12 protein-coding genes are annotated in these 17,400 nt (G+C 56.9%); all 12 read right to left on the reverse strand.

From position 1 onward, the window contains the following. Window position 1 precedes the first annotated feature (1 nt). A complete protein-coding gene (locus HZB23_16070) occupies window positions 2–3,067 on the reverse strand; it encodes a radical SAM protein (protein MBI5846175.1) in 3,066 nt (1,021 codons plus the stop codon). Then, window positions 3,064–3,687, reverse strand: a complete 624-nt coding sequence (locus tag HZB23_16075; protein ID MBI5846176.1) for a GNAT family N-acetyltransferase — start codon at window positions 3,685–3,687, stop codon at window positions 3,064–3,066. Before HZB23_16075 ends, HZB23_16070 begins: the two co-directional genes overlap by 4 nt. Continuing rightward, window positions 3,687–5,774 (reverse strand): aminotransferase class III-fold pyridoxal phosphate-dependent enzyme, encoded by a 2,088-nt coding sequence (locus HZB23_16080; GenBank protein ID MBI5846177.1) that lies wholly within the window; start codon window positions 5,772–5,774, stop codon window positions 3,687–3,689. The genes HZB23_16075 and HZB23_16080 overlap by 1 nt, the downstream gene beginning before the upstream one ends. Beyond that, a complete protein-coding gene (locus HZB23_16085; GenBank protein ID MBI5846178.1) occupies window positions 5,771–6,910 on the reverse strand; it encodes a radical SAM protein in 1,140 nt (379 codons plus the stop codon). The genes HZB23_16080 and HZB23_16085 overlap by 4 nt, the downstream gene beginning before the upstream one ends. Beyond that, window positions 6,907–8,070: a radical SAM protein gene (locus tag HZB23_16090; GenBank protein MBI5846179.1), complete on the reverse strand. Its 1,164-nt coding sequence runs from the start codon at window positions 8,068–8,070 to the stop codon at window positions 6,907–6,909. The genes HZB23_16085 and HZB23_16090 overlap by 4 nt, the downstream gene beginning before the upstream one ends. 1,121 nt (window positions 8,071–9,191) lie before the next feature. Further along, window positions 9,192–12,251, reverse strand: a complete 3,060-nt coding sequence (locus tag HZB23_16095; GenBank protein ID MBI5846180.1) for a type I restriction endonuclease subunit R — start codon at window positions 12,249–12,251, stop codon at window positions 9,192–9,194. Further along, the gene (locus HZB23_16100) at window positions 12,248–12,964 is read right to left on the reverse strand and encodes an abortive infection family protein (protein ID MBI5846181.1); all 717 of its coding nucleotides are present in this window, start codon (window positions 12,962–12,964) and stop codon (window positions 12,248–12,250) included. Before HZB23_16100 ends, HZB23_16095 begins: the two co-directional genes overlap by 4 nt. Beyond that, window positions 12,954–14,282: a restriction endonuclease subunit S gene (locus HZB23_16105; GenBank protein ID MBI5846182.1), complete on the reverse strand. Its 1,329-nt coding sequence runs from the start codon at window positions 14,280–14,282 to the stop codon at window positions 12,954–12,956. The genes HZB23_16100 and HZB23_16105 overlap by 11 nt, the downstream gene beginning before the upstream one ends. Beyond that, complete coding sequence (locus HZB23_16110; GenBank protein ID MBI5846183.1) at window positions 14,272–15,957, reverse strand: SAM-dependent DNA methyltransferase; 1,686 nt, start codon at window positions 15,955–15,957, stop codon at window positions 14,272–14,274. Before HZB23_16110 ends, HZB23_16105 begins: the two co-directional genes overlap by 11 nt. Before the next feature lie 91 nt (window positions 15,958–16,048). Beyond that, complete coding sequence (locus HZB23_16115) at window positions 16,049–16,279, reverse strand: helix-turn-helix transcriptional regulator (GenBank protein ID MBI5846184.1); 231 nt, start codon at window positions 16,277–16,279, stop codon at window positions 16,049–16,051. Window positions 16,280–16,429: 150 nt separating this feature from the next. Next, a complete protein-coding gene (locus tag HZB23_16120; GenBank protein ID MBI5846185.1) occupies window positions 16,430–16,996 on the reverse strand; it encodes a gamma-glutamylcyclotransferase in 567 nt (188 codons plus the stop codon). After that, the coding region (locus HZB23_16125; GenBank protein MBI5846186.1) for a glucosamine 6-phosphate synthetase at window positions 16,993–17,400 on the reverse strand (408 nt) is incomplete at its 5' end. The genes HZB23_16120 and HZB23_16125, both read right to left, overlap by 4 nt.

The raw sequence follows: 17,400 nt of genomic DNA on the forward strand, positions 1-17,400 counted from the left end.
CTTAACTGCAATCCTCGCCACTTTCCCACCGGAAGTTAAAGATGTGCGCCCGGCCGTGCTCAGCCGCCCACCAGCAACCGGTTGTACGCCCCTTAGTCATACCTAAAACGCGATCTTCAGTTACCATCAGCTCGTCGGAGAACGCCAGCCCAAGATCTGAGTAGTCCCTTTCCTTCCGAAGGGATACGTAGGCATTGAATCGTATGCGATTCAAGATGACGTCCCCGTCAAAGGCAAGGCCTTTGTTTTCATCCCAGCAGACTTGCGGGAGTAACGTGTCGTCCCAGATTACCACCGGCTGAGACAGAGCTTGCTCCATGCTGCGAGCAGCATCAGCTGAGCATCGCGCAATCTCATTGTGGAGGGTACGCGCCAGCGTGCGCGAATGCCGGCAGCGATAGGAGCACGGGTAGTGTGAAATAAGATAAAATGGCGACGGTCGGTCGGAAAGGTACCACAGCAGATTGTTCAGCTCCGCGCAACACTGACCGCTCGTCTGCCGGAGACTAACGACTGGCAGATTGGCGGGGCGGCCCCATGGGCCGCTTTCCGCGTCCTGCTCTGTCAGCCATCGCACACAGCAATCAGGATACCCAAGTGCGCTGCCGAAGGCTGTCGCCCCCTGGCCCTCCGCTTCTACAAGCCTGTCCGCGAGTACCGCAGTCCGTGCGATGTAGGCGTGAATAGGGGCCGCTGCAAGAGCGAGAGATCTTTCGTGCGGTGACAAGTGGGCCAAGCCGTCTGGGAGGAATTCTCCAAAACGGACGGCGAGACCACTTCGCATCACATGTCTGGCAAGCTTCTCAAGCCGTTTTTGCGACCATCCATAAAGCGTGATTCGCATGCCCGGCTTGATCCCGGATACAACGCCAAGCCATTCAGGCAACGCACTGTTTGGCAGATCTTCCGGCGCTTCGATAGCTGCGCGAAGGTTCAGAAACGGCGTCTCTATGAACAAAGGTCTCTCTTGCATAGGAGTCGACTCAGCGAGGCTAAGGTCTGACCAGAGCACAGCAATTTCCTGTTCAGCGATAAGCTTATTACCACCAAACGCCGGCGATAGGCTACGGGAAGCCACCGAAAGTGTGTTGCCATTCCGCCAAGCATGGACCGCGGCCCAGGCTTCATCCGAAAGAAGCGAAACACTCCGAGATCTCCCATCAACAACCAGCGGCAAAGGAGACCCTGATCGAGAGATATCTCCCATCGAGTCGGTCACGTCGTGCCACATGTGCGCCAGTTCTACGTCAATTGGCTGACTATGCTGCAACGATGTTGCATCACCTCTGCGGATACCATTATCATCGCCAAGAGCAAGCGTCATCTCGCGAGAATACCTCTCAAGGTAGAGCAGAAGCTGAGAGCGTTCGAGCCGATGCCAGAGAGGTGCACCCGACAGGCCCGAGAGGATGTTGCGATTGAATGACGTACACTCCACGTTGGCTTCGGCAACGGTCATTCCGTAGCTCGGGACGTATGGATGAACGAGGGACCAGAGGTCTGCGTCCCCCATGGTGATGCGGAATGCCGCAGGATTGGCGGCCATAATGGATTTACGCATCAGCTTGAACTGCGACGCTCCAACCGAGTGAAGGCGTTTCCTGTTGCGTTCCAAAAATGCGATTGTCTCTGCAACGTCTTCCTGTGTCTCTCCAGGGAAGCCGAACATTATGAAACCATGATTCCAGATACCGGCATTGCCGGCCTGGCTTAGGGAAGCCTCAACGGACGCCACGACCGTTCCCTTGCGCATCGCATCGAGCACCTTTTGACTTCCTGACTCGATCCCGAACTGCGCGAGGCGAAGGCCGGCGTGAGCGAATGCACTCCAGTCCTCGGGGTGTATGTTGGCCTCTCCGCGGAAGCTCGCCGCGATGGAAAGTTGAAGGTCACCGCCGCTGAGCTGTGTCGAGAGCCCGCGAATTGCAGCCACTGGAAGTGCTTCATCTGCAAATGCGAAGCAGGTGGTTCCATGTAGTCGCTGCAGTGTTTTCATCTCCGCCACAACGTCGGCGGGGGACCGGGCGGAACGGTGAGACGAATAGGCCGCACTGTGATCACAGAAAGCGCATCGATGATAGCAACCCCGGGCAAGCATCACCGGAAGAACGGGTTTGGGAGTAAAGTATCGCGACAGGCACAGCCCCGAGAAAACGGGGGCAGGAAGCCTTCGAAAGGGCGTGTGACCGCGGGCTGGGCTCCTTTGAATTTTGCCGTCGGTCAAGTATGCGATCGAGCCCTCAACGTCGTTGACGGGCTTATTACGCGAGATGCGGTCCGCCATCTCAACGATTGCGTCCTCGCCTTCACCTGTCACGATGATGTCGCAGTAATCTTGAAGTGAGCCTTCCGGCGTAGCAAGGATATCCGCAAGCCTGGTCGGAACGCCACCGCCGAGAACCACCGTGGCGGTACAGTCCGACTCGCGCAGCATACGACACAGCGTAAGAGCAGCGACCCACTGCGTCTCTGCCGCGATCGAAATGCCGATCAGGCGAGGGTTGAGATCGCGAACCAGAGGGATTGTGTGGCGGGTGAAGAAGTCTCGGTATGGGTTTGTAAAGTCATCCTGCGTGATCTCGGCAAGGCCCTCTCGTGTGGCTGGATTTCCAATCGAATGAAAAGACACAAAGTCCAAACGCGAAGGGAAGAACGCTCTTCCAACCAGACCATATGCGGTCGAGATGCAATCGGTGGCCCACGTAAAGATACGAGGATCAAAAAACTCCTCAGAACTTAGTACCTTGGCAGCATGGTCGATCTCTGCTCGAAGCCTTTGGGCAACAGCGGCCCCTACGACCATGTTACGAAGACGGGCATTTTCCGTCGAGCTGATTGTGGATTTCTCTTCAAGGCGATCGATTTGGCTCCGGATTCGCAAGTCGAGTGCTTCAACGCCGTCGGAGGAAAAGAGCCATCGGTGGAAATCCAGATTGGCATCCAAGAGTGTCGCATCGTGGCCAGCCGCAGCAAGCGCGCCATGCAAGCAAGGCAGCGCAAGGTGAGGCATGGTGAATGCCCAATGCGGCGGAAACAGCAGCAGAATGTCCCTCGTGCATGCAGTCATGAGCGGGCCTTCTTTACTACAGCCCGTTCAATTGCTCTGCTGCGGAACTCGGAGACCCAGCGCTGTCTGTTTAGGGCGAGGACTTCGACATCAAAGCGCTCCCCGGCAATGCGTCGGTGCTGCCTGAATCGCGCCTCTCTTTCAAATCCCAGGCACGTCGCGACCTCGATAGCGGCTATGTTTTCAGATAGTATCTCCACGTAGAGCTTGTGCAGGCTCCACGAGTGGAATGCCCACTCTATTGAAAGCACGCTGGCAGCATGTCCAGAACCACGCCCGACGTGACTGGGAAGTAGCGCAATGGTGTAGTAGGCCCATCCATTGATTGGTTCAAAGCTATATAGGTATGCCAGACCAATTGGCTCGCATGGGCCTTTGTTCGAGGCAATGGACTCCACGATGAAGAAGGTGCGCGAATGTGCCTTTTGCTTGAATACATCGACGAATTGCATTTCGACAGTTTCTATTTGTCCGTCGTCCCACAAGTGTAGAGTTTCAAAGGACGTGCTCAGATCGAACAGGAAAGGCAGATCGGCATCTCGAACGGCACGGAGACGAATTCCGCCGATTTCAAGCAGAGGCATTGCAATTTTCGACGCCTGTGGTTCTGTCAATGTCATTATTCTTCCCGTAATGTCCGTACGAGGATATCCCTGATTGCCGCCCAATCATCGCTGCAAATCGTGAGCGGCGGGCTGAGGGCAATCGTCGCCCCAAGAACTTCGTGGATCACCCCGTTCTGTGTTAGCGATCGCGAGAACCTTTGAATGGGATGTGGTCCGCCGCCTCCAGGGGTGCGGAGCTCAACTCCAATCCAAAGTCCTGTGCTTCGCACGTCGGCGACGTGTGGTAATTGTCGAAGCGCATTGGCGGTGTGAGACTGGAATTCAGATGCACGAGCATTGACGCTTGATATCACATCAAGTTGGTTGAGTGCATCGAGTACGCGACATGCAGCTGCGGCAGCGAGGGGATGACCTGAGTAGGTGTGGCCGTGTCTAAGCGACGAAGATTGAGCAGTGATTACGTCGAAAACAAGGTCGCTTGCAACTGTCGCAGACAGCGGGATGGTCCCGTTGGTCAGAGCCTTCCCGCATACGACAATGTCTGGTTCCTGCTGAGCTCGAGTGAAGTCAAACCACCGACCGGTACGCCCTAGGCCAGAAGCTACCTCATCGGCAATTGCCAGAGCACCTGCATCCCGTGCTGCCTCGAGAAGGCCACGGAGGAACCGTGGTGGTAGTGGTCGCACGCCGCCGAGCCCCTGAGTCGGCTCGAAGATAATGCTTGCAAAACTGTTCGGGTCTGCGAGCTCAAGAGCATGGTCGAGGCGAACAAGGGCTTCCTCCACTGCCGAAGGCTCTCCACTTATTGGGGGCTCGATAAAAATGACGCCTTCCGGCAGAGGTCCAGCCCCGGACCGACTCGCCGCGTGTCCAGTGACCGAAAGAGCGCCCGCTGTTGCGCCGTGATAGCCCCCCGAAAGCGATAGTACCCGGTATCTGTGCCCCTCCCCCCGACAACGATGGTACTCTCTTGACATTCGTAAAGCGGTTTCGACAGCTTCGGACCCACCGCTGTTGGCAAACACGTGGCGAAGCGTGCCTGGAAACAATCGCGCGAGCCTTTCGGAGAACGAGACCAGAGCCTCGTTTGTATAGCCGTCGGCTGGCCAATGGGCAAGTCGGCTATTTTGTTCTACAAGGAATGGAAAAATAGCCGGGTGTCCATGTCCGAGGCAGACGTTCTTCGTGCCCGCAATGCCGTCGAAGTAGCATCGCCCAAGCGCATCCCACACGCGAACCCCAAATGCACGTTCTACAACTCGCGGTGAAAAAGGATCGTCGGGGTTGGGGCACGAGAAGGGATGAAACACGGTTTTGCGACTGTCGCTGAGGAGCGCCTTCTCGGCATCCCTATTAATGCTCGCGTCAGCCCTGGTGGCACCGGCCACGCCAACCACGGGTGCTGCAAGACGATCGACAAGAGTCTCGACGAACTGGCCAATGGCAGGGGGAAGACCGCACTCGCGTGCGGCCGCATGGTCCTTCGCGGCATTCTGGTCGGCGTCATCGCTCGGTACACGCAAAGAGAGCCATGCCCGGTTCCGGAGTTCTGCGACTTGCGCAACGGCCGCTGTTTCCATGTCCACGCCGACGGCCGAGAACAGCCGGGAAAGCTGGCGGCCATCATCCCCATCATGGAGCGGCCCCTCTGCGCTTATAACCATCCCTTCCCGAAGCGGCAACCGGCATGTCTCGGCCGTTGAAAGGGCAAGCCGCTTGATCTCCTCAGACAGAGACCACGTGCGCACATGATTGGCGTCAATTTGTCCCGGTCGGAGCAGCGCCCCTGCCGACGCGTAATTGGCGGTCTTAGAAACGAGCAGGACAACGTCGCGAGAAATCGCATCGCTGATCCGCCCCATGAAGCCAACGGCCACCAGCAGCCCGACCTGATGTGTGTCAAGCAAGTGTGATGCAGCCGCAGCGGCGGCGACCATGCCCGGGCCCATGATGCAGACCAGGTAAGGTCTGCCTGCCGAGGTCTCCACGATTCGGCAGGACTTATCGGGGCAGGCAAAAAGTGCTTTGTGATACCTTATCTGCGCCGGGAGTTCGGCTTCTTCCGAGCAGCAAAGGGCCACTAATCGTCCGTGGCATTCGTCGAATGTCTGCAGCACCAAGTGCTGGATCATGGTGTTCATTGCGTGTCCCTAATCGAATTGAACACGGGCAAACGCACCAATCCATCCGCCCCGGCGGCGTCCAGATCCGATGCGATCAGTCGGGCGAGGTGTCTGCGCGTCTCGCAAAATGGATACCGACGCGCAAACATCCCATCGCCCGAGTAACGCTCTGATGGGCAACCGCCGTTACAGATTGGCAGTATCTCACAGATCTCACAGGCAGGCGAAAGCCGCGCGATGTCGTTCCGAAAAGTGAGGTACCGCCTCCCGGCGAGCAATGCGCTGAGGTTCTGGTCCTGTAGGTTCCCCAATTTTAACTCTGGTGCCCGCATAAACGAGTCGCATGGGTACACGCTGCCGTCGAAATCGATCGAGATGTACGCCCCGCATCGGCCCGAAAAGGTGCATAGAGTAGGGTGGTAGCCCGTTACCCCACGAATCATGTTCTCAATGTAGCGTATAGAGATGCGGTCCTCGCCAAGCTTCGCCCACTCCATATAAACGTCACTTATAAACCTTCCGAACTCAGCGGCGCGAATCAGGTAAGAGTTGCCTTGGAGCTTCGGTGATAGGACCGCCATCGGAAGGAAATCCACAGAGTCCGCTCGAAGTGCAGAGAAGAAGGAGACTATTTCGCGTGCTGCTCCGAGGCTTCGTCGAGTGACCACTGCTGAGAGGCTGACGCGTAGTCCTGCGGTCGTCATGCGCTCAAGCGCACTTAACGCACGACCGTGGCTGGGCCGTCCTCCTGTCAGCGGGCGCTGCTCATCGTGAATCCAAGCGGGACCATCCAAGCTGAGTCCAACTCCGATATCAAACGATCGAAATAGCTCAATCCAATCGTCGTCGACAAGGACCCCGTTGGTCTGGAGACTATGAAGGTACTCGAGTCCTTGCTTTTCATACCTCTTCTGTAGGGAGAAGACCTGCCGGAAAAAGGGAATGCCCGCTATCAGTGGCTCCCCTCCATGCCACACTATCTGAACCTTAGCTAAGCCCGACGCCACAGCCCACCGATAGACCTCTTCCACTACGTCCAAGGAGATGGTGTTCGGGCTCCCCTCTGCGGCATTGTCCTCGTAGCAGTAGCGACAGGCTGCGTTGCATGAGTCAGTTGTCTTCAAGATAATTGTGGTCGGCAGATCTGCCCTCATGACCTTCCCCTCAGAGCAGTCAGCGCGGTCAAAGACAGATCTGCATTAGCTGCCATGAACTCCTCTATATGTCGGAAGATGGATTTTCGCGCTCCGCAAAAATAGTATCGTCCAAAGGAGTTGGGTTTTTGACCAATCCGATGCGCAGCGCATCCTCCGCCGCACGAGGCAAGCCAATTGCACTCACTGCATCCCTCCGGCAAAGCAGCAATACGCGATCGAATTGCTCTGGCGCGGGGAGAACGGAGAATTATCGACAGAGGCTCCGATCGCAAGTCGCCCAAGCACATGTCTTGCTGGCCCAGAAACAGATCACAGGGGTAGAGGCGCCCCTCCGTATCGACACTATAAAAATGATGGCAGTTGTGGCGGAAAGCACACGTTGTTGGTTTGACGCCCAATAAGCCCCCCAAGATATCCTCGAGCATCCGGCATGTCGGCGGGTCAGGATGGCGAATCCATTCGTCGAAGTACTCCTTGACAAACCGTGCAAGAGAACGAGGACTAATGCTAGGAGGTGCAACTTCACCCCCGGGGCCTCGACAGAAGCATGGAAGCAGATCGACCGCGAGCTGCTCGTTGGTGATGAAATCGAAAACCTCTTTCGCCGCCGCCGCCATATCCTCGGTGATCACCAGAAGTGTGCCAAACGGCAGGTCGATTTCTCTCAGTTTGGCTGCGTTTGCCATAACTTCTTCATGGCACGAAGAAGAGTCGTCAGCCATGCTCTTACGATGGCGATTGTGAAAACGGGCGGGGCCATCAAGGCTAATCCCTATGTCAATGGGATGCTCGCGGAGTAATGATAGCCATTCATCGGGGACGTGCTTTCCGTTTGTCTGTACCTTATTTGTGGCCGAAGCACGACCGTCCGCCTTCAGCCGTTGTTGGGTTCGCAGGGCGCTCCACAAAACTGCTGGATCACAAAGCAAAGGCTCACCACCATGCCAATTGAAATCGACTCGCTTGACCGGCAAAGATAGAAACTGTTCACATACAAGTGAAGCGGTCTTCGCTGCCATAAACGAGGCCGTGCTTCCTAACCTATTCGAAGTCCTAGCATAACAGTAAGTACATGCCAAGTTGCAACGGGCAGAGATGCGTACCACTACTGTTATATTGTCAGGAAGCACGGCCTCTTTTATAGGGTCTGCTTGCATCGCCCCCTCCAAAACTCTGGACCTTGATCAGAACACGGCGCCCCGCGCACGCACATGCTTTGATCAAAGAAGCGGGCCTGTGCAATTTCAGTGCATTTATCCTCCTCGAACAACACCTGCGACTTGAAATGGGACATCCCGGTCATGCGGGAATGGCACGCCCCCCGCTCTTTCTGATCAAGCCATCATCTCATCGAGCTGCGGCTATGGGCGTTCCAGTTTTGGGCCCACATCACGGTCTCTGCATCCTCCGCATCAGCCTTACGGATGATGCGAGCTATAACGCGAGCACCCGGTTTATCGCTCGTCTCAAGATTTTCGATTAGGTTTTCGCGCTCGTTGATGGACTGCTCATTTCGAAGTGCCCCTGCTTTCTGCATCGTGTTCCTCCTTTCCCTCCAAGGGAGTTAAACAGTTACGCCAAAGGAAACCATAGCGCCTCTTAGCTGTTTGGTGTGGATGAGCCTGTTGGCGGGGCAGCATATCCGGGTCCCATGCAACCCCGCCCCTCCACTAACCTGCCCCCTGCGAGGAGCTTTTTGGGACCCACGGCAACCCACGCGCAAAGGCGGTTTCCACACAAACCTATAGAATTTTCATTATATGGCATAATCCATACTGAAGTCAAACTTTTTAAAGAAAAATATGGTAGGATACACTTCTCTATCTGCGGAACGCCTCCAGTGCCTCCTGCGCTTCGTATGCCTCGTCCATGCGTCTCAGTAAAGCTTTTTTTTCAGGCGGCACACTCTTGAATGCCTTGCTCAAGAAGGAGTGGAAATCATCCTGGCCATCCAGGACAGCCGTGAAGGGGCTATGCTCACGCCGGTCAAAACCCGCGTCGAGGTCCAGAAGCATTCACGCCCGGCGACATCGAAGGTAGTGGAAATGCCCCGCCGAATCTCAATGTTCGGCGCCGTGCGGGATAGACGGGCATAAAGCGCCAGGCTGAGAGGAGTTTCTTATCCTTCTTCATGAAATCAGGTTCGTGAGGTTTGAGAAGCGCCCAGAACTCGAGTGAGCGATTCATGTGTACTGCCCGGAAGTGATCATATATCATCTGGGCTCGTTGCTTTCGAACCGAAACATCGCTTTCGCCATGGAAGACAAAAGAGCTTTTATCAGCCACTGATAACGCCTTCGGCCATCAACTCCGCCTGCCGGATAACCAGTTGGGTAGCCGACTCTTGGGCATCCGGGGGATAGCCATACTTGGTCAGCAGCCGCCGTACCGTCCGCCGCATGTCCGCGCGCACAGTTTCCCGCTGCGTCCAGTCAAGCGACGCCTTGGCCTTGATTCGATCGGCAAGCTCACGTGCAATCACCCTGAGCGTATCGGCCTGCATCACCTCACGGGCAGAGGCATTGTCCGCGAGCGCGTCGTAGAACGCGATCTCTTCTTCGGTCAGGCCTGATTCCTCGCCCCGGTGAACTGCCTCCCGAATGGCACGGGCCAAGCCGATCAACTCCTCTATTACCTGTGCCGTTGTGATCGCACGATTGGTGTATCGCGTGAGCACCGACTCCAGCGATTCACGGAATGTCCGCGACTGCACGATGTTCACCCTCTCCCGGCTTCGGATCTGGTCATTTAGAAGTTTTCGCAAGGTCTCCAGCGCCAGGTTCTTGTGCGGCAGCGCAGCCAGCCGTTCAAGGAAGTCTTCAGAAAGGATGCCCACGTTCGGTTCCGGTAAACCAGCCGCCTTAAACAGATCAATAACGCCATCAGAGGCTATCGCGCCGGAGATCACCTGACGTACCGCAGCCCGCGAATCCGGCGGAGGCGGGGGACCATCGTCCGCAAGTCGTTTGCGGATCGCAGCCCGCACACACTGGAAATATATCAGATGGTCGCGGATGGCCTCGGTTTCGTTGCGTGGAACCGACAACGCAAAAGCCTTGGACAACGCCGCCACCATCGTCATGAACCGCCTTTTACCGTCTTCCTGCTCAAAAACATAGTCCGCTCCCGACGTCACCGCATGCAACTGGTCTGCCTCGGCACCCTTGACGAATGGGCTGTAATCGAAGCCGTTGAAAAAATCACGCAACGCTTCATACTGGCGCTCCATAAGGGGCACGGCCTCTCCCTGGATTTCTTCAACAGGACTGCCTTCCCCGCCAGCCTGGGTGTACGTCTGCACTGCATCGCGGAGCTGATCGGCAATGCCGAGGAAGTCCGCGACCACGCCGCCTGGTTTTTCGCCAAACACGCGGTTCACCCGCGCTATCGCCTGCATCAGATTATGACCCGCCAGGGGTTTGTCCAGATACATCGTATGCATCGGCGGGCAATCGAATCCTGTCAGCCACATATCGCAGACGATCACCAGGCGAAAATCATCTTCGGGGTCCTTGAAACGGCGAGCAAGGGCCTCTCGCCGTCCCTTGGTTCGTGCATGGAAGGCCACGCGTTCACCCTCGGCTACCGCTCCTGTCATTACTACCTTCACGAATCCGGCTTCGTCCCCATCCGCATGCCACTCGGGCCTCAGAGCCACAATCTCTTCATAGAGGTCCATGCAGATGTTGCGGCTCATGCAGACCGCCATGGCCTTACCTTCGATGACTTCACGGCGCTTCTCGAAGTGTTCCACGATCTCTTTTGCAACCAGCTTCAACCGTTCCCGCGCCCCGACCAGTTCTTCCAGCGGAACCTCTATGTCCTTGGGGACGCCGTAACCTTCCTTGTCGGCCGCTGTTGCAGCGTCGAGCAGACTCTCGGCTTCGGCAATGCCTGCTTCATTCGGGAGCAGCTTCACCAGCCGCATCTCGTAGTAGATTGGGACGGTTGCGTTGTCCTCAATGGCTTGGCGGATGTCGTAGATATCCGCGTACTCACCGAACACAGCCGGCGTGCTGCGGTCGTCGCGCTCCAAAGGAGTGCCCGTGAAACCGATGAATGTGGCATTTGGGATCGCGTCCCGCATCCACCGCGCACCGCCTTGGAGAAAACCGTACTGGCTACGATGGGCCTCATCGGCCAGAACGACGATGTTTGACCGCTCACTGACAGGGCCGCCTCTCTCTTCGAATTTCTGGATCGTCGTAAACACAACGCCGCCGGAGGCCCGATTCAGCTTTGCCGTCAGATCTTCCCGGCTCTGGGCTTGTTCGGGCTGCTGACGAAGCAATGCCCGGCCAGAGGCAAACGTGCCGAAGAGCTGGTTGTCCAGGTCGTTGCGGTCGGTCACCACGACGATGGTCGGGTTCGCCAGTTCCGTGTCGCCAATCAGCGCCCCTGCCAGCATGAGCATCGTCAGGCTCTTGCCTGAGCCCTGGGTGTGCCAAATCACACCGCCCCGCCCGTCGCCGTGGCCTGTAGGGGGCTTCAACGCCACCTTGACGGTAGATCGTGCCCCGCGCACCGCGCGGAACTGATGATATCCCGCTACCTTCTTGATGATCTCCCCGGTCCGATCATCGTCTTCAAAAGTGACGCAGTGCAGGAGATAGTCCAGCAGCCTTGCAGGCTCGAACAGGCCCTTGATAAGAGCCTCAAGGTTTGGCTGGCCCGGTTTGAGGCAGTCTTCGATGGAGCGCCAGGGCGAGAACCGGTCCGACCCAGCCGTCAGCGAGCCGACCCGCGTGGAGTCACCATCGCTGATCACCATCAACTCATTGCAGATGAATAGCGACGGAATATGCTGCTTGTAATCTTGAAGCTGCCGGTATGCTTTCCAGACATCCGCCTGAATATTTGCGGGGTCCTTTAGTTCGATGACCACAATGGGCAGGCCATTAATAAATAGCACCTGATCGGCCCGGCGGTGGCTGTTGCCGCATTTGACGGTGAACTGGTTCACCACAAGGAGGTCATTTCTCGCCGGATAGACAAAATCCACCAGCCACGCCTTGTCACCTCGAGCTTCTCCATCAGCGGTGCGGTACTCAACGTCAATACCGTCGGTCATCAGCCGGTGGAACCACCGATTGTTCTGCTCCATCGTTGGTTCCGGCGGACGTGTGACTATCCGCACCGCCTGCTCTATGGAGTCTTCGGGTAAGTGATCGTTGATCTTCCGTAGCGCTGCTCGAAGACGTGGCTCCAGTACTACGTGCTCGTGGCTCATGCGGAGCGGGGTTTCTGCACCGGGTGAGACTTCCGCGCCTTTACGGGTATCGTAGCCCAATGCCTCGAACCAGCCCAGAGATGCCTTTTCCAGGATTTTTTCGTTCATTCCAGGCCCTCCTCTGGTTCGGCGCCTTCATCAGTGGTCTCTTGCCCCTGTCTGAACTGGACCAAGGCACTACGGTAGGCCCCGAAGTCCGCGCGGAACAATGCCTCGCTTGCAATCAACGGCACGTCCAGCACCTGGAATGGTCCAAAATTGCTGTCGATGAACTCATCGAAATCTGCGTGATCGCCATACCGGAATCGTGACAACGGATCGCGTCGTGCCGAACCGAGGTGGGTCTTGAACAACAGGCCAACCACTGCATCGGTAGAGCGAGCTAAAATCTCGGCATAACGAGCATCCAACAGGGGAGCATAGGCGTCCGAGCCATGAGCTGCGGAGCCGTGGGCATTTCTAATTTCCACAATTCCTGCAACGATCTGATTCAGTCCACGGACAAGTTGCTCCGCCCCTGTGCGCAACCGCGCATCAACGCCGCCATCATCCCTTGGTCCGAGGTTGAGGTATTTGACGGATTCAGAAACCAATTTCGGTGCTTCCCACGCGGAATCTACGGCAATGCCTCGGTCCGTCAGGATGGTTTTGCAGGTCGTCTCAATGATCGTTCTACAGAAGGATACGACTACACCGGGCCGATCCGGCATCGCCTCCTCAAGGGCTTCGACCTGTTCACGGATTCGGAGCGACTCAGGGTGTAAGGCGAGAAGCTCACGGCATGCAGGCAGCAGCGTAGAGCCGGCAACATCATTTGCCATTATCCGCCCCCTCCGCACTGGTCACCCTGATTTCGCCGGAGATCAGCTTCGGCAGCAGCGCATCCCGGATAAGGGCAAGGGTGCGGGATTCAGTTTGATTGGCAGAAACCATTGCGAACATCGGCCCGACAATTTTCCCAAAAGCGAGAGCGGTTGACTTTATCGGCCGCGCGGCCTTGAAGTGAGTTAGCGATGAGGCTGCGACACGCTGGCGGCCGCTGGTACCCGTCATGTTCTTTATGGCGAAGTCGCGGAATTCCGGCAGCCTGGCAAGGCAGTAAGCGTATATTGGCGGCAGAGGCGGTAAAGGGCGCAGGACAATGTATTCAGTCGATCCCCAGCCAATTGCCTCTGGTGGTAAGAAGTCCACAAAAGCCGTCTTGCCGTTCTCCAGGCATGGCGTAATGCGTGCGACAAGGGTATCCCCGTTCATAAACCGCATCCCTGAGCCGAAAGCTCTTTCATCCCACCTGTTCGGAGCATGACCCCGAGTTGGCATATCGGCCATCTCCAAATAGGGTGCAATTTGTCCATTTTTAAGCGGTCTTCGAGGGTTGATTTCAAATAAATTGTCCAAGGATACCACATCCCACCCCTTTGGGGTGGGTCCAAGTTCGGTTTCAGTGAGCTGATCAGGCAACTGGTCGAAAACATCCTGTGGCATACTCTGGAAACTGGTCACACCTGCCACCTTGGCCTTGACCGGCTCGAAGTCGATGAACCACGCCCTGAAGATCGCCCGCGCCATCTTCTCCAACGTTGCATTCATCCGTCGGTTCAACTCGATCTTATCATCCAACGACCCAAGGATGTCGACAATGGCCTCTTGTTCGGGAATTGGAGGGGTGGGAACCTCTATAGACCTGAGGTAAGTTACAGGCTGTGCGATGGAAGGAACGCCTGATGGAGAGCTATTTGCCAACAATTTATGTTGGCCTTCACGGGTTTTGAAATAATAAGTTATGAATGGTGGTAGAACTTTTCTTCTGTTACACCTCAAATAGAATTGTCGCTGTGAAATTATATATCGTTCATAGCGTGATGTATCAGGAATATAGGCTACTTGGCCAATATTCCCTGCGTGAGTAAAAATAACGTCTCCTTGGAACACATTTGAGTTGCTTAACTTTTCCGCATGTTCAGGCGCTATAAAGTTATACTCACCATCCTGTAATCGTGAACCATGGAGATGTTGTCCACTAATCACAGGTATGCCATCAGGTACGAAAGTGGACACTTTGATTGACGAACCAAAAGGACCCATTCCGACTTTTTCGGTGATGTCCTCAATCCTTCGATGCACCCATTCACTTGCCATAGCCAATGCCCTCCAGATTCTTCGAAATGATCTGGCTGAGTTTGGCTGACTCCTTTGTTTGCTCCTTTAGCGCAAAAGTAAGTCTTGCCATTTTTTCCTCGAAGGGTTCGCCGTCGTCTTCGAACTCGGCTGCGCCGACATAGCGGCCCGGCGTCAGGACATATCCATGCTTCCTTATCTCTTCGAGCGTGGTGGATTCGCAGAAGCCAGGGATGTCCACGTAGTCGCCGGCACCGGCTTCGCCTCGCCAAGCGTGGTAGGCACGCGCGATTCGGCCTATGTCGCTGTCGGGCGGCAATGGATATTCGTCGCGGCCGGTGAGATAGCGCAGTGCGCGGGTTTCCATCGTGCCCATCTGGCGGGCGTCGATGAAGAGCGTCTGACCCCGCCGGTCACGCCCCGCCGGCTTCAGCTTCTTGCCGGTTTTATCGCGGCTGACGAACCAGAGGCAGACAGGGATTCCGGTCGTCAAAAAAAGCTGCGCCGGCATGGCGACGATGCAGTCCACCAAATCGGCCTCGATGATATTCTTGCGGATGTCGCCCTCGCCCCCGCTACCCGAGGAGAGCGACCCATTGGCCATGACGAAGCCGGCAATACCGCCCCCACGCCCGTTGGGCGGGGCCAGGTGGTGGATGAAGTGCTGAATCCAGGCGTAGTTGGCGTTGCCGACCGGTGGGACGCCGAATTTCCAGCGCACGTCATCGCGCAGAAGCGCGCCCGACCAGTCGGAGACGTTGAACGGCGGATTGGCGAGGACATAGTCGGCCTTGAGATCAGGGTGCAGGTCTCGGACGAAGCTGTCGGCTGGCTGCTCGCCGAGGTTGGCCTCAATCCCTCGGATGGCGAGGTTCATATGGGCCAAACGCCAAGTGGTGGGGTTGGACTCCTGGCCGAAGATGGAGATGTCGCGCTGACCCCGGGCCTTCGGGCCCTTGCCGTTCCCGTTTCCAGTGGTGTGTGCTTCGACAAAGCGGACGGACTGTACAAACATGCCACCCGATCCGCAGCAAGGGTCATAGACCCGTCCCTCGTAAGGTTCGATCATTTCAACCAACAACCGGACGACAGAGCGGGGCGTGAAAAATTCGCCGCCCAGTTTGCCCTCGGCAGCGGCAAACTTACCCAAGAAGTATTCATAGACGCGGCCGAGCACATCCTTGGCGCGGGCCTGGTCGGTTCCTATTGCGATGGAGGCGATCTGGTCAATAAGACCACCAAGGCGTTCGGGGGCGATACCGCGCCGGGCGTAGTCACGTGGGAGCTTGCCCTTGAGCTTTGGGTTGTCGCGCTCAATGGCATACATTGCATCATCAATGAGCCTGGCAATGTTGGGCTGCTTGCCTTGGGCCTGGATATTGCCCCACCTGGACTCCGGTGGCACCCAAAAGACATTCTCAGCGGTGTATTCATCACGGCTTTCGAGCAGAGCCTCGGCTTCTTTCCCCTTGATGCCCTCGGCCTGGAGTTCCTCGGTGAGAGCTGCCCGGCGAGCCTCGAAGGCGTCGGAGATGTACTTCAGGAAGATCAGACCGAGGACAACGTGCTTGTACTCTGCGGCGTCGATGGAGCCGCGCAGTTTGTCCGCGGTCTGCCACAGCGCCTCCGGGTCAACACCTAGCTCACCGGCGCTGATAATGGCAGTTTGCCCGGATTGATGATTGTTCGATGCCATGGTTCAGTACCTTCCCCTGTGGGCCGGCCTATGCGCCCTCTTTTGATTTTGGCTTGCCTGCGCAAACATCCTTGGTCCGTATGGACCATCATTATTCTTCTACTAAAAACTCTTGGAGGAGATCACGGCTCTTCTCGCCCAGGTTCCGAAGCAAGTCCTCGATTTGCTTCATTGCCAGCGGCGACGGCTTAGCTCGGCCGTTCTCCCATCGGTTGATGGTTGGAAAGGTCACACCGAGCTTTGCCGCGAATTTCTCCTGGGTGAGTCCTGTGCGTTCCCGAAGTTTGCGGACCAGTATATGGATGTCTGCCTGCGTATTCAACAATCTTCTCCTTTCAGATCCAAAAGAGACCTGAGCAGATCACAAATTATAATACGTAGCATATCAAATGATATATCATGCAATGTTAAGAAAGCGCTGTCAAGCGGGATTTCCACCCGGAGGCTTTTCTGGATGGGAGATAACTTGGCTTCAGTGCCAGACCCCGCCCAATAGCTCTTTGAAGGAGCTGATCCAGCGATTCTCGCCTACGTAAAGCCAGGCAGGAAGCATGGCTCCGTTTACCCGGACCGGGACCAGGACGCGGCAGTAGAGGCAAGGGCCGCCGGGGTGAAATCCCTCCAGCCGGTCAATGGCCTGGAGGCGGGTCTCGGGGTCGTCGAAAATCAAAAGTTCCCCGTACACGGGGCCCCAGGGCGCGCACGTGGCGTTCTTGGGGAGCCGATTGGGGGTTGACTCGGGGTCGCGCACGAGGGCCGCGAAGCGCGCTTGTGTGGCCACGTCGGCCAGGGGGTCGGTGGTGCCATGAGCTAGGACGTCCTCCTCCGGGACCTGCAGGACCGGAATGCCGGAGGACGTCTCGAAGAGGCGGCCGCGGACCACTGCGTCCTCCACAGCCAGGACGCCTCGGCAAAAGCGGTCGTGGTTCCAGAAACCTCGCTTGAGAGTCCCGTAGACGAAGAGCCTCAGCATTCCGCTCGTGTTCGCCTTCGAGGATTCTACTGGGTTCATTGCCTGGTTCATGGGGGTGTCTGTCATGGTTCCGCTCCCTTTCTCTCCTGGGCCACGAATTCGAAGGGCTCCACTGAAAACCCGGCCAAGTTATCGCACCGGAACACCGCGAGGCTCATGGGCGGGACCGGGAGGTCCTTCCATCCCTTTTCCTCGGATAGGACGACGTCCAAGTATATTGGGTCCGAAGCGTATAGCACCGCTTTTCGCTTGGGATGCCAGCGCATTTCCAGCGGCCTGTTTCCTTTGAGCACGAGGACGGCGCCCGGGTCGGTCCGGCAGGCTAGGACGGCAGTGATCTGGCCGCGGCAGCGCCGGAGCCGGACCTTGAACCGCTCGATGTCCACGCTCCCGTCCCGGGCTGCGTTCGCGGCCAGGCGGAACAGAATCTCGCTGTCCACCTCGGCGAAGCGCCGCATCTTCCAGCGGCG

This window comes from Deltaproteobacteria bacterium, assembly GCA_016235345.1.
GTDB lineage: Bacteria > Desulfobacterota > Desulfobacteria > Desulfobacterales > Desulfatibacillaceae > JACRLG01.

Bases quoted from the DNA above. Each gene is read 5' to 3' on its own strand.
- HZB23_16070 (MBI5846175.1), bottom strand. From the start codon at position 3,067: ATGACTGCATGCACGAGGGACATTCTGCTGCTGTTTCCGCCGCATTGG.
- HZB23_16075 (MBI5846176.1), bottom strand. From the start codon at position 3,687: ATGACATTGACAGAACCACAGGCGTCGAAAATTGCAATGCCTCTGCTT.
- HZB23_16080 (MBI5846177.1), bottom strand. From the start codon at position 5,774: ATGAACACCATGATCCAGCACTTGGTGCTGCAGACATTCGACGAATGC.
- HZB23_16085 (MBI5846178.1), bottom strand. From the start codon at position 6,910: ATGAGGGCAGATCTGCCGACCACAATTATCTTGAAGACAACTGACTCA.
- HZB23_16090 (MBI5846179.1), bottom strand. From the start codon at position 8,070: ATGCAAGCAGACCCTATAAAAGAGGCCGTGCTTCCTGACAATATAACA.
- HZB23_16095 (MBI5846180.1), bottom strand. From the start codon at position 12,251: ATGAACGAAAAAATCCTGGAAAAGGCATCTCTGGGCTGGTTCGAGGCA.
- HZB23_16100 (MBI5846181.1), bottom strand. From the start codon at position 12,964: ATGGCAAATGATGTTGCCGGCTCTACGCTGCTGCCTGCATGCCGTGAG.
- HZB23_16105 (MBI5846182.1), bottom strand. From the start codon at position 14,282: ATGGCAAGTGAATGGGTGCATCGAAGGATTGAGGACATCACCGAAAAA.
- HZB23_16110 (MBI5846183.1), bottom strand. From the start codon at position 15,957: ATGGCATCGAACAATCATCAATCCGGGCAAACTGCCATTATCAGCGCC.
- HZB23_16120 (MBI5846185.1), bottom strand. From the start codon at position 16,996: ATGACAGACACCCCCATGAACCAGGCAATGAACCCAGTAGAATCCTCG.